This window comes from Rhodanobacter sp. K2T2 (assembly GCF_013408815.1).
GTDB lineage: Bacteria > Pseudomonadota > Gammaproteobacteria > Xanthomonadales > Rhodanobacteraceae > Rhodanobacter.
The window spans coordinates 150,301-162,530 of sequence record NZ_JACCCA010000007.1; the positions used below are offsets into that span (position 1 = coordinate 150,301).

The following is a 12,230-nucleotide window of genomic DNA, read 5'->3' on the forward strand; positions in this document are numbered from 1 at the left end:
ACGCATGCTGCAGTGCACTTTGCAAGCGCTTGCAAAACGGCGTAGCGTTCGCTTCGACCGTCCATTTTCCCGGCCTGAGGAATGCCCATGTCCGCACTCACTGCTCGCGCACCTGCTGTCGTTACCGGCTCGACCATCGTCGATGCCGCACATCTCGATGTCGACGCCATCGTGCGTGAGCTGTTCGACGGCTCCGGCGCGGTGACCGTGCGCGGCCTGTTTTCGGCGGCGGACATCGCGCAGGCGCGCGAGGTGGTGATGCGCGAGTCCGAATCGTCCGCGCCCAAGGTCACGCATTTTCAGGGCGCCGCGGGCAAGGCCGGCACCATCGATCTGCAGCGGCGCGTGTGGAATTTGTTGGCCAAGGGCGAGGTGTTCTCGCGCATGGCCGCGCACCCGCAGCTGATGCAGATCATGCGCGCTTTTCTCGGCAGCGGTTTCACCATGGGGTCGATCGCGGCCAACCGCATTTTGCCCGGCGGGCCAGGTCAGGAGCCGCATATCGATTATCCGTATTGGGATTACCACTCGCCCTTGACGCATCCGGCCCGGCTCAACGCCAGCTTTCCGCTGAATGCGCAGGCCACGATCATGCTCGATCCTTTTACGGTGGAAACCGGGGCGACGGCTTACGTGCCGGGTTCGCAGCGCGAGCTGCATTATCCGGTGGAAAGCGACCGTTTCTACGATCGCTGCGAACGCATGCTGGGCGAGCCCGGCGACACGGTGATCTTCTTCGGCGCGGTATGGCATTGCGCCATGCCCAATCTGTCGTCGAAGGATCGCTCGGCGATCCTGATCCAGTACCTGCCGAAGTGGGTCAAGCCGATGGAAAACCTGCCGGCGGCGCTACCGGCCGAGTTCATCGCGCAGGCGAGCCCGGATATGCGCCAGCTATTGGGGCTGGAATTTCCTTATCCGGAAATACTCGACAGCGCCAGGGCCGGCAATGCCGAGGGCCGCATGCGCTAAACCTGTGCAGCTGGCGCGGCCGATGCGCTATCGAGCGCTGCCTCAATCCGCGCCGTGCTGGGCCAGCCGCCGGTAAATCGTGCTGCGGCTGACGCCGAGCTTGCGCGCCGCGGCCGCCACGTTGCCGTCGCAGGTCGCGATGGCCTCGTCGATCGCGTGCAGCTCGATCGATTCCAGGCTGCCGGACAAGTTGCCGTGCGGCAGCGTGCGCGCAGAAGTGCCGCTCTGCATCTGCAGGTCGTCCGGCAGATCGTGCCGGGTCAGCACCGATCCGACGTTGCCCAGCGCCATCAGGCTGCGCAGCAGTCCCACCAGCTGTCGCAAATTGCCCGGCCAGCGTCGGCCGGCCAGATCCTGGACCAGTTCCGGGTGCAGATGCATCGGAATCTGGTCGCCACCCAGCGCCCGCCACAGCTGCTCGATCACCGACGCAAGATCCACATGTTCGCGCAGCGCCGGCAGGCGCAAGGTCGACTGTGCGATGCGGTAATACAGATCGGAGCGAAATTCACCGCGCTCGGCCGCTGCGGCGAGGTCGCGATGCGTGGCCGCGATCACGGTCACATCGATGGGATGCGCGCGGCTGCCGCCGAGCGGCGTGACCTCGCGCTCCTGCAGCACGCGCAGCAGGCGGCTCTGCATCGCCAGCGGCATATCGCCGAGCTCGTCGAGAAACAGCGTGCCGCCATCGGCTTCGCGCAGCAGGCCGGGCGAACCATCGCGCCGGGCGCCGGTAAAGGCGCCGGGCAGATAGCCGAACAGCTCCGACTCGATCAGGCTTTCGGGCAGGGCGGCGCAATTCACCGCAATGAACGGCGCACCGGTGCGCGCGCTGCGCCGGTGCAGTTCGCGCGCCACCACTTCCTTGCCGGTGCCGGTTTCGCCTTGCAAAAGCAGCGGAATATCCGCGTCGAGCAGGCGTACGCTGCGATCGATCGCTTCGTTAATCGTCACCGAGAAAACCGGTGCCGGCGAACGCAGCGGCTTGACGTGCGTACTGCGCGTAGCGCGCGATGGAGCGCTGGTTTGCCGAGGCACGTCGCGACGCGCGTGCACCATTTCGCCGCTCTGGCAGCGCATGCCGGCCACGCTGCCGGGGCGCGGCAATGCCGAGGCGAACAGCTCGTCGTAGCGGCGCTTGCCCAGTTCGCTCCAGTCCATGCCGAGCAGTCGCAGAGCGTGCCGATTGGCCGCCACCAGCTTGTGCGCCTCGAACACCAGCATGCCTTCGCGCGCCGTGCCGAGCAGCGCCGCGTCCGGCTGAATGCGCACGATGTCGGCGCCGTCGAAATCGCTTTCGAACAATCGATGCTCGATCTGCTCCACCGCCAGCTGCACCATGCCCAGCGCATGCAGATGATGCGAGGACGACTCGCCGGACAGATCGAGTACGCCGACCACTTCGCCATGCGGATCGAAAATCGGCGAAGCCGAGCAGCTCAGCACCTTGTGCGGCGCGTAATAGTGTTCGCCGCCGCGCACTTCGATGGCGCGACGTTCGATCAGCGCGGTGCCGATCGCATTGGTGCCGGTGGCCGCTTCGCTCCACGGCGCACCCGGCCGCAGCGACACGCGCGCGGCCTTGTCCAGAAAGTCGGCGTTGCCCAGCGCGTCGAGAATGAAACCATCCGGCGCGGTAAGCACCACGATGCTGCCCGCGTGGTTGGCGCTGGCGTACAGCGCTTCCAGTTCGGGCCGGCACAGGCGTCGCAACACGTCGTACTGTTCCTGCATCTCGCCCAGCTGATGTCGCTCGACCAGCGCAAGGTTGGGTTGCGCATCCGCCACCAACCCTTGCATGCGGCAGCGACGCCACGAGGCGAGGATGGTGTCGGACACCAGTCCTCGCGGTTCCGAGCCGCCGTCGAAGAAGCTGCGTCGCGCGGTGTTGATCGATTCGGTGGATGCCGGGTGCCGCATGGGTGATCTCGTGTGTCGCAAGATGCGACACCTCCATAAGTGGTGTTTCGATACAAAACATACGCCGCACCAAAGTGCAACAGGCGCGCCGCCAGGTTGGTTGTTGCGTTGCAGCGATCGGGAAATTTTTCCCGGACATGGGGCGAGCCGGTCGATTGGCACAGTGCAGCATCCTAAATTTTTCTCGCCTGCTGGCACGGCTCCTGCTCTGGCGTCTGTACCTTTCCCAGACGCGGAGTGCCCATCCATGACCAAGCTCGAACAACAGCATCTCGCCGTGCAGGTTCCCTTCAAGCCGCGCTACGGCAACTTCATCGGTGGCCAGTGGGTGGCGCCGAAAGGCGGCAAGTATTTCGACAACATCACGCCGATCACCGGCCATCCGTTCTGCGAAATCCCCCGCTCCGACAAGGACGATGTGGAAGCCGCGCTCGACGCCGCGCACGCCGCCAAGGATGCCTGGGGCAAGACCTCGGTCACCGAGCGCGCGCGCATCCTCAACCTGATCGCCGATCGCATGGAGCAGAACCTCGAGGTCATCGCCTACGCGGAGACCTGGGACAACGGCAAACCGATTCGCGAAACGCTCAACGCCGACGTACCGCTGGCGATCGACCACTTCCGTTATTTCGCCAGCTGCATTCGTGCGCAGGAAGGCTCGATGGGCGAGATCGACAACGACACGGTGTCCTATCAGTTCCACGAGCCGCTCGGCGTCGTCGGTCAAATCATTCCGTGGAACTTCCCGCTGCTGATGGCGTGCTGGAAGCTGGCGCCGGCGCTGGCCGCCGGCAACTGCGTGGTATTGAAGCCCGCCGAACAGACGCCGGTGAGCATCCTGATATGGGCCGAGATCGTCGGCGACCTGCTGCCGCCGGGCGTGCTGAACATCGTCAACGGTTTCGGTCTGGAAGCGGGCAAGCCGCTGGCCTCGAGCAGCCGTATCGCCAAGATCGCCTTCACCGGCGAAACGACCACCGGCCGTCTGATCAGCCAGTACGCCAGCCAGAACCTGATTCCGGTGACGCTGGAGCTGGGCGGCAAGTCGCCGAACATCTTCTTCGCCGACGTCATGGACGAGGACGATGATTTTCTCGACAAGGCGATCGAAGGTTTCGTGCTGTTCGCCTTCAACCAGGGTGAGGTCTGCACCTGCCCGAGCCGCGCGCTGATCCACGAATCGATCTACGACAAATTTATGGAGCGCGCGCTTAAGCGCGTGGCCGCGATCAAGCAGGGCAATCCGCTCGATCCGAACACCATGGTCGGCGCACAGGCATCGGGCGAGCAGCTGGAGAAGATTCTTTCCTACTTCGACATCGGCAGGCAGGAAGGCGCCAAGGTGCTGATCGGCGGCGAGCGCAACGTGATCGACGGCGAGTTCAAGGACGGCTACTACGTCAAGCCGACGGTGTTCTTCGGCCACAACAAGATGCGCGTGTTCCAGGAAGAAATCTTCGGGCCGGTGGTGTCGGTCACCACCTTCAAAGACGACGCCGAAGCGCTGGCAATCGCCAACGACACGCTGTACGGCCTCGGCGCCGGCGTGTGGACGCGCAACGGCACGCGGGCGTATCGCTTCGGCCGCGGCATCCAGGCCGGCCGCGTGTGGACCAACTGCTATCACGCCTATCCGGCACACGCCGCGTTCGGTGGCTACAAGCAGTCGGGTATCGGTCGCGAGAATCACAAGATGATGCTCGACCACTACCAGCAGACCAAGAATCTGCTGGTCAGCTACTCGCCGAAAAAGCTCGGCTTTTTCTGATCGCGCCAGGGCACACGGCCGGCCGGGAGAAGCCGGCCGTGTGCTCACGGCCGAGACAGCCGCAGGCGAGGCGTCCTATCGGTGCTGGCCGACGTTCACGCGCCCCCACGCGCAAGGGTGCAAGGCACAAAGTCGTATTCGCTGCCGTTTTGTCGATGGCGGCCATGCCCATGCCCTTATCGGCGAGCTGTTCAAACGAAGCATGAGTAAGCGCAGCAACGACAGTAGTCGTGACGGCGCTTACTTCAAAAATTGCGGGTCGACGAGGGGAGGGTCACGTAAACAGCCAAGTCACGCGACCGATACGCCGCAGCTGACAGCGGCGCGTCAGCGCGAACCGCAGCCATCAGATCATCGATGCGATGCCACCACGTCCGCGTTACCGCCGGCGCATGCCGAGCGCTCACCGGCCGGCCGATCGCCGTCGTTGTCCTCTTCCGATCGCCATGCACTCATCAGCTTTCTACACCTAACGAATCACCACGAGGAAGATGCACATGAAACGTCTGACTATCTTGCGCAAGACCACCTTGATCGTTGCGCTGCTGGCGGTTGTCGGCGGTGCGCTGGCCGCCGACTACGCGCCGGTCACCGATGCGCGTTTGAAGGCGGCGGCCAGTGACGACGGCTGGCTGATGTATCGCCACGACTACACCAGCTCCGGCTACTCGCCGTTCGACACCATCAACGCCGGTAACGTCGGCGGTTTGAAGCAGGTGTGGGATTACAAGACCGCCTTCGAGCAGGGCCACGAATCGCCGGCCATCGTCAACGGCGACTATCTCTACATCACCACGCCCAAGGATGAGCTGGTCGCTTTTCAGGCCAGCACCGGCAAGCAGTTGTGGCGCTACCAACACGATCTGTCGCAGGTCGGCTTGAAGACGGTGTGCTGCGACGTGGTCAATCGCGGCGTCGCTCTGTACGGCAACGACGTCTATATGGCCACGTTGGACAACTACGTCGTCGCGCTCGACGCCGTCACCGGCAAGCTGCAGTGGAAGAAGCAGTTGCTCGCCGCCGACGAGGGCGCGGCCATGACGCTGGCGCCGCTGATCGTCAAGGGCAAGGTCATCGTCGGCCTGTCCGGTGGCGAATACGGCGCGCGCGGTTTCATCACCGCCTTGGATGCCAAAACCGGCAAGCAGCTATGGAAGCAATACACCATTCCGGCACCCACCGAGCCGGGTGGCAAGACGTGGCCCAAGGGTGCCTACAAGACCGGTGGCGGTGGCGCCTGGCTCACCGGCACCTACGATGCCGAAAGCGACACGCTGTTCTGGGGCGTGGGCAACCCGGGCCCGTGGCTGGCCACGCTGCGTCCGGGCGACAACCTCTACACCGACTCGGTCATCGCGATGAACCCGGCCACCGGCAAGATCAAGTGGAACTACCAGTACACGCCCAACGACACCTGGGATTACGACGGCACCAACGAAACCGTGCTGACTGACATCGACTATCAGGGCGTGCAGCACAAGGCCATCGTCAGCGCGAGCCGCAACGGCTGGTTCTATGCGATCGATCGCACCGACGGCAAGCTGATCTACGCCCAGAAGTTCGTGACGGCCACGTCGGTCAGCGGTTTCAAGGACGGCAAGCCGGTCACCGATCCGGCCATGCGTCCGACCATCGACAAGGAAGTGTTTACCTGTCCCAGCTTCCTCGGCGGCAAGAACTGGTGGCCGATCTCGGTCGATCCGAAAACCCACACATCCCCGCCATGCATACCTGCATGACGATCAAGGGCGCCACGGTCAGTTACAAGGCCGGCCTGCCGTTCCTCGGCGAGTCGTTCAAGGTGATGGCCGATCCGGCGTTCAAGGGGCAGTGGGGCGATGTGATCGCGCTGGATCTCAACACCGGCAAAAAGGTCTGGAACCATCCGTCCGAACTGCCGTGGAACGACGGTATGCTCAGCACCGCCGGCGGTCTGGTGTTCTCCGGTGGCGCCGATGGGTTTCTCTACGCCTTCGATGCGACGACCGGTGCCGTGAAATGGAAAAGCCCGCAGCTGAGCTCGGGCATCATCGGCGTGCCCAGTACCTGGAAGGTCGACGGCAAGCAGTTCATCGGCATCTACGCCGGCTGGGGTGGCGCAACGCCGATCTGGGGCGGCGACATGGCCAAGGATCCGAAAGTGCAGAACATTCCGCTGGGCGGGCACTTCTACGTATTTTCGATCTAACGGAGTCCATGCATGAAGCGACAGATGGGTAAAAAAAGTCGGTTGGCATGGCTGGTCGGAACGGCCGCCGTACTCCTGTACGGCGGCACCGCCAGCGCATCCGAGCTGTCGATCTGCGTCGACAAGAGCAGCCCGACCGCGACGGTAGATAGAAGCATCGCCCAGGCCATCGCCACGCAGGAGGGCAGCACGCTGTCGCTGCACGAGTTCGACGGCAGCGGCGGCAACGACGACGACGGCTTCAGCCTCAAGGAGTTCGACAAGCTGGCCAAGGCCAGCTGTTCACTGGTGCTCGGTTTTCCGTTGGATGCCGATGCGAAAGCGGCGCTGCCCGGTCTGCTGGCCACTACGCCTTACGGCCACACCGGCTTCGTGCTGGTCACGCCGAAAGCCAGCAAGGTGACAGCGCTGGATCAGCTGGCGAAGAACACCGACGTGGCCGTGACCTACCAGACCACGCCGAACCTGTATTTCGTGACGCATCCCAACGTCAACGCCGATATCCACCTCACCGACGATGCCTCGCTCAGTGCGCTGGAAAAACACCAGGTGCATGCCGCGATGTTGTGGCAGCCTACCGTAGTGGCCTATCTGGCCAGCAGGCACGAGTCGGCGCGTTTCACGTATCACGAGCTGGACGAGCCGCATGCGAAGTTCAACCTCGTCGCGCTGTATGACGAGGCGCACGCACCGGCGGCGCGCGATTTCGAAAAAGCCGTTGCCGCGCTCACCGACTCGGGCGAGCTGGCGAAGCTGCTGGCGCCGTATGCCGAAATCGGTGCGGCGACACCGAGCCAGCGCGGCAAGAGCGCCATGCTGAAGCGGTCGTCCGTCCACGGCGGCATCGATCGGCGCTGTGGTTCGAAAAAAGCGGCCAAGCCCGACGGTCCGGCGCCGGCGCTGTTTACCTCGGCGCAGGCGGACAGCGGCAAGATCAAGTTCCTCACCTATTGTGCGATGTGCCATGGGCCGACGCTGCTCGGTCGGTCGGGGCCCGCATTGAGGGGGCCGAACTTTGCCTCGCCCAAGGCGGACTTTCATGTCAGCGATGTGTTCGGCATCGTGGCCAACAACATGCCGGCGACGGTACCGGGCACGCTGGCGCACGACGACTATGTGGAAATCATGGCCTTTCTGCTGCAGCAGAACGGTTATCCGGCTGGCGACAAGGCGCTGACGTTCGATGACGCCACAAAATCCAAGGTAAAGCTGCTATACCGTGGCGGTCCCATCGACAACCAGTGATCGCAGTGTCCTGTTATGCGAAACCACGGGCGCGTTGGGTGCATCGGTGGTTTCGTATTTATTGGCTGGGGAGAGATCGTCGTGACACAGGGTATCGAAAACCTTCATCCGGGCGTGCCAAAGAAAGGGGCCACCATTCGTTTGGATCGGGCTATCGCACTCGCGTTGTTGGTCGCCGCGCTGTCGTCGCGGCAAGTGCTGGCGCAGGACACCACGCCGCCACCGACAGACAGCGCCGCAGCCCCCAAGGCCACGACCTTGCCCGCGGTAAAGGTCAACGCCAGCCGCATGGCGATATCGCCGTTCGATCTTCCTGCGGCGCTGACCATCGTCAATGTCGAGCCGACCTCGGCGGCCAACCCCGGCATCAATCTTTCCGAGACGCTGACCGGCGTACCCGGCATCATCGCGCGCGATCGGCAGAATTACGCGCAGGACGAGCAGATCTCGATCCGCGGCTTCGGCGGCCGCGCCACCTTCGGCGTGCGCAGCATCCGCCTGTATATCGACGGCATTCCCGCCACGCTGCCGGACGGGCAGGGCCAGGTCTCGCCGTTCAATATCGACAGCGCCGATCGCGTCGAAGTGCTGCGCGGCCCTTTCTCCGTGCTGTATGGCAATGCGGCCGGCGGCGTGGTGCAGATGTGGAGCGCCGACGGCACGGTCGTGCCGCAGACCACGCTCGGCTTCTCCGGTGGCAGCAACGACACGTTTCGCTACAGCGCCGACACGCGCGGCATCGTGGGGCCGGTCGATTACAACATCGCCGCGTCGGAATTTCTCTCCGGCGGCTATCGCCAGCACAGCCGCGTACACCGCGAATCGGACAACGCCAAGTTCGGTATCGATCTGGGTAAGCAGCGCAAACTGACGGTGGTATTGAACCGCTTCTACCAGCCCGTGGCGCAGGACGAACTCGGCCTCACCCGCGCACAGGTCGACGCCGATCCACGCCAGGCCACTTCGGTCGCCAGCCAGTTCAATACCCGCAAGAGCAGCAAGCAGACCCAGCTCGGCCTGATCTACGAGCAGCAGATCGACGAGGACGACCAGATCCGCGCGATGGTCTATCACGGCCAGCGCAGCATTCTGCAATTTCAGTCGATACCGGTGGCCACCCAGAAAAATCCGCTGCAGTCCGGCGGCGTGGTGCAGCCCGATACCGACTACGGCGGTACCGACGTGCGCTGGACGCATAGCGGCGATCTGCTCGATCGCGACTACGAATTCGTGCTGGGCGTCAGCGCCGACTATCAGCATCAGCGCCGGTTCGGTTTCAACAACTACATCACCAACAGTCAAGGCGTGACCGAACTGGGTGTTGTCGGCGCACTGCGTCGCAACGAGAACGACGACGTCGACAACGTGGACGAATACGCGCAGTGGTACTGGCACTTCGCCGATCGTTGGTCGCTGCTGCTGGGCCTGCGCCGCGACGATGTGCATTTTCACGAGCAGGATTTCTACATCACCGCCACCAATCCCGACGACAGCGGCCACGTCACGTACTCGGCCACCACGCCGGTGGTCGGCGTACAGTTTCGTCCGGCGGACAACGTTCGGCTGTACGCCAGCTACAGCAAGGGCTTCGAAACGCCGAGCTACAACGAGCTGGGCTACCGCAGCGACGGCCAGCCGGGTCTCGCCTTCAACCTACAGCCACAGCACAGCAAGAATCTGGAAGTGGGCGCCAAGTGGCAGATCGTGCCCGCGCTGGAGTTCGACGCGGCCGCGTTCCGCGCCGATACGCGCAACGAGCTGACGGTCGACACCAATGAGAACGGGCGCTCCACCTATCAGAACGTCGGCAGCGCACGGCGTCAGGGCCTGGAGTTTTCGCTGACCGGGCAGCTGGGCAACGACTTTCAGCTGTCGGCCGGCTTTACCCATCTGCTGGCGAGCTTCCGCAGCCCCTTCCTCACCTGCACCACCACGCCGTGTGCCGTGCCCACCACGCCGGTCGCCGCCGGCACGCCGATACCGGGCGTACCGGACAACTACGGCTCGCTGCGCCTCGAGCACGGCACCGACCTGGGCTGGCGTCAGGGTGCCACGCTGCAAGGCGTAGGCTCGGTCACCGTCAACGATACCGACACGCAGCGTGCGGCAGGCTATGCCTTGGTCGATATCGATACGAGTTACACCTTCGCGCTGGGCGCGACCACGCGGCTGCAGCTCAGCGCCAGCATCGACAATTTGGCCGATCGTCGCTACATCGGCACGGTCATCGTCAACGACAGCAACGGCCGCTATTTCGAGCCCGGCCCCGACCGCACTTACATGCTGGGCGCGCGGCTTACGTTCTAGCCAGCCACGGAGAGAATCATGTCTGAGGTTTCCGTCACCGATGCCGCCGTCGACCCGCGGGTCGACAAGGTCATCGCCACCGCCGCCGCCAATGCGCTGATCGAACGGCTGCGGCAAAAGCATGGCCCGGTGCTGTTTCATCAGTCCGGCGGCTGCTGCGACGGTTCCTCGCCGATGTGCTATCCCAAAGACGATTTCATCGTCGGCGACAACGACGTGCAGCTCGGCGTGATTGCCGATGCGCCGTTCTACATGAGCCCATCGCAGTACGAATACTGGAAGCACACCCAGCTGATCATCGATGTGGTCGAAGGCCGTGGCGGCATGTTCTCGCTGGACAACGGCGAGGGCGTGCGCTTTCTCACGCGCTCGCGCCTGTTCACCGACGACGAAATCGCCCAGCTGCAGAAAGACGGTCGCTTCTGAGCCAGTCGACCGCGATGAAAGCCAACCAACTCTGATTCAACACGCAAGCAAGTTCTCGACCGGAGACAGCTCATGATCAAGGTCAGTGTGATGTACCCCAACGTGCCCGGCGCGCGCTTCGACCACGCGTACTACAAAGACAAGCATATGCCGCTGGTCAAGCGCCTGATGGGCGACAGCTGCAAGTACTACACCGTCGACAAGGGTCTCAACGGCGGCGCGCCGGATGCGCCGGCTACCTATGTCGGCATGTGCCATATCTTCAGCGAATCGGCCGAGGCCTTTCAGGCCGGCTTCGGTCCGCACGCCAAGGAAATTCTCGCGGACATCGCCAACTACACCGACCTCGCGCCGGTGATGCAGATGAGCGAAGTGATCGTGGGCTTTCCGGGCTGAGCATTCGGTCGATCAGGCCGTCGATCGATGCGGTGACGGCCTGATCGATTCGCGCCGGGCGATGTCACGCGTGCCGGCGATAGCTGGGCGCGCGAAGGGGTAGGCGAAGCCGGATGTCGTTCGAATAATGGGACGGCGCGTCGGCATCACCAATCGCCACCAGCATCCGACGCGAGCAGGGCTTTCGGTGCTTTGTTCCCCCAGGCTTGCCGAACCAGCTGCTTGGCCACAGCCGCCGGTGCGCTGGCGAGCGCCAGGCGCAGTCCGACCACCTTGCCGCCCCACAGCAGCTTCTCGGTAAACTCGGGATACATGGCCAGCGCCTGCTCGCGCTGTTCCTCGGAAACGAACAGGTGGATATGTGTCTGCCCCGGCGGAATCGTCACGAAGATCTTGCCGCGAACGCGAAACGAGCCCGAGTGATGATGCGGCTGCTCGGTCACCTCGGGCAGGGACAGGGCATAGGTTCGTAGTGTGGCGAATTTCACCGTGCGTTCCCTCGTTTGAAAACGTCCGTGCGGTTGTATGCCGTGTCGCCCGCCGCGGTCAAATGCCCACTCGCGCAGAAATACCTCAGTTCGACTCGATATTCTGCCCGATACGCCAAAGCACGCCGGTGGGATCGACGAGGACGAAATCGCGCACGCCCCACGGCCGGTCCTCCGGGGCTTGCGCTTTCACGCCATAGCGTTCCGCCAGTTGCCGATCGACCACCTGTTTCCACCACGCTTCCACATCCGCCACCAGCAGATGCATCATGAAATTTGCCGCGTGTTCCTGCTGGTAAAACCGCTGCAGCAGAAAGCTGGATGGGCCCGCATGCAGATACGCCAGATCGTTGGATGACCACGCCACGCTAAAGCCCAGGTCTTCGTAGAAGCGCTTGGACAGCTCGAAGTCGCGGGCGGGAACAAAAGCTTTTATCTCGACGGTATCCAGATTCATCGAATGCTCCATGGTGTTTTGCATCGGGCTCAGGCGAGCGGTAAGTGGCGCTTTGTTCGATGC

At 63.5% G+C, this 12,230-nt stretch carries 11 protein-coding genes; 8 read left to right on the forward strand and 3 right to left on the reverse strand.

Annotated features, from left to right (window positions below; translation table 11 throughout):
* Positions 1-87 precede the first annotated feature (87 nt).
* Complete coding sequence (locus HDE78_RS12815; protein WP_179480051.1) at positions 88-972, forward strand: phytanoyl-CoA dioxygenase family protein; 885 nt, start codon at positions 88-90, stop codon at positions 970-972.
* A 42-nt stretch (positions 973-1,014) separates the two neighbouring features.
* Here the strand turns inward: HDE78_RS12815 and HDE78_RS12820 are convergent, their stop codons facing one another.
* The gene (locus HDE78_RS12820) at positions 1,015-2,892 is read right to left on the reverse strand and encodes a sigma-54-dependent Fis family transcriptional regulator (RefSeq protein WP_179480053.1); all 1,878 of its coding nucleotides are present in this window, start codon (positions 2,890-2,892) and stop codon (positions 1,015-1,017) included.
* A 247-nt stretch (positions 2,893-3,139) separates the two neighbouring features.
* On the opposite strand from HDE78_RS12820, the gene adh reads away from it, so the two are divergent.
* The 7 genes from adh to HDE78_RS12850 all read left to right on the forward strand — a co-directional run bounded on the left by adh (position 3,140) and on the right by HDE78_RS12850 (position 11,222).
* Entirely contained in the window at positions 3,140-4,660 is a 1,521-nt protein-coding gene (gene adh, locus HDE78_RS12825; RefSeq protein WP_179480055.1) for an aldehyde dehydrogenase, read from the forward strand.
* A 497-nt stretch (positions 4,661-5,157) separates the two neighbouring features.
* A complete protein-coding gene (locus tag HDE78_RS12830) occupies positions 5,158-6,399 on the forward strand; it encodes a PQQ-binding-like beta-propeller repeat protein (protein ID WP_255457788.1) in 1,242 nt (413 codons plus the stop codon).
* Positions 6,396-6,848 carry a PQQ-binding-like beta-propeller repeat protein gene (locus tag HDE78_RS21085; RefSeq protein WP_255457789.1) on the forward strand — a complete coding sequence of 151 codons (453 nt, stop codon included), beginning with the start codon at positions 6,396-6,398 and terminating at the stop codon, positions 6,846-6,848. Before HDE78_RS12830 ends, HDE78_RS21085 begins: the two co-directional genes overlap by 4 nt.
* Positions 6,849-6,860: 12 nt before the next feature.
* Positions 6,861-8,093 carry a transporter substrate-binding domain-containing protein gene (locus HDE78_RS12835; RefSeq protein WP_179480057.1) on the forward strand — a complete coding sequence of 411 codons (1,233 nt, stop codon included), beginning with the start codon at positions 6,861-6,863 and terminating at the stop codon, positions 8,091-8,093.
* An 81-nt stretch (positions 8,094-8,174) separates the two neighbouring features.
* Positions 8,175-10,400, forward strand: coding sequence for a TonB-dependent receptor (locus tag HDE78_RS12840; protein ID WP_343205665.1), 2,226 nt, complete (start codon positions 8,175-8,177; stop codon positions 10,398-10,400).
* Between the two features lie 18 nt (positions 10,401-10,418).
* Positions 10,419-10,826, forward strand: coding sequence for a DUF779 domain-containing protein (locus tag HDE78_RS12845; RefSeq protein WP_179480059.1), 408 nt, complete (start codon positions 10,419-10,421; stop codon positions 10,824-10,826).
* A gap of 72 nt (positions 10,827-10,898) precedes the next feature.
* On the forward strand, positions 10,899-11,222 hold the full coding sequence (locus tag HDE78_RS12850) for an EthD family reductase (protein ID WP_179480060.1): 324 nt from the start codon (positions 10,899-10,901) through the stop codon (positions 11,220-11,222).
* 146 nt (positions 11,223-11,368) lie between these two features.
* Here the strand turns inward: HDE78_RS12850 and HDE78_RS12855 are convergent, their stop codons facing one another.
* Together HDE78_RS12855 and HDE78_RS12860 are read right to left on the reverse strand one after the other, a co-directional pair.
* Complete coding sequence (locus tag HDE78_RS12855) at positions 11,369-11,710, reverse strand: MmcQ/YjbR family DNA-binding protein (protein ID WP_179480062.1); 342 nt, start codon at positions 11,708-11,710, stop codon at positions 11,369-11,371.
* Positions 11,711-11,795: 85 nt separating this feature from the next.
* The gene (locus HDE78_RS12860) at positions 11,796-12,167 is read right to left on the reverse strand and encodes a VOC family protein (protein ID WP_179480064.1); all 372 of its coding nucleotides are present in this window, start codon (positions 12,165-12,167) and stop codon (positions 11,796-11,798) included.
* Between the last annotated feature and the right edge of the window lie 63 nt (positions 12,168-12,230).

Bases quoted from the DNA above. Each gene is read 5' to 3' on its own strand.
- HDE78_RS12815 (WP_179480051.1), top strand. From the start codon at position 88: ATGTCCGCACTCACTGCTCGCGCACCTGCTGTCGTTACCGGCTCGACC.
- HDE78_RS12820 (WP_179480053.1), bottom strand. From the start codon at position 2,892: ATGCGGCACCCGGCATCCACCGAATCGATCAACACCGCGCGACGCAGC.
- adh (WP_179480055.1), top strand. From the start codon at position 3,140: ATGACCAAGCTCGAACAACAGCATCTCGCCGTGCAGGTTCCCTTCAAG.
- HDE78_RS12830 (WP_255457788.1), top strand. From the start codon at position 5,158: ATGAAACGTCTGACTATCTTGCGCAAGACCACCTTGATCGTTGCGCTG.
- HDE78_RS21085 (WP_255457789.1), top strand. From the start codon at position 6,396: ATGACGATCAAGGGCGCCACGGTCAGTTACAAGGCCGGCCTGCCGTTC.
- HDE78_RS12835 (WP_179480057.1), top strand. From the start codon at position 6,861: ATGAAGCGACAGATGGGTAAAAAAAGTCGGTTGGCATGGCTGGTCGGA.
- HDE78_RS12845 (WP_179480059.1), top strand. From the start codon at position 10,419: ATGTCTGAGGTTTCCGTCACCGATGCCGCCGTCGACCCGCGGGTCGAC.
- HDE78_RS12850 (WP_179480060.1), top strand. From the start codon at position 10,899: ATGATCAAGGTCAGTGTGATGTACCCCAACGTGCCCGGCGCGCGCTTC.
- HDE78_RS12860 (WP_179480064.1), bottom strand. From the start codon at position 12,167: ATGAATCTGGATACCGTCGAGATAAAAGCTTTTGTTCCCGCCCGCGAC.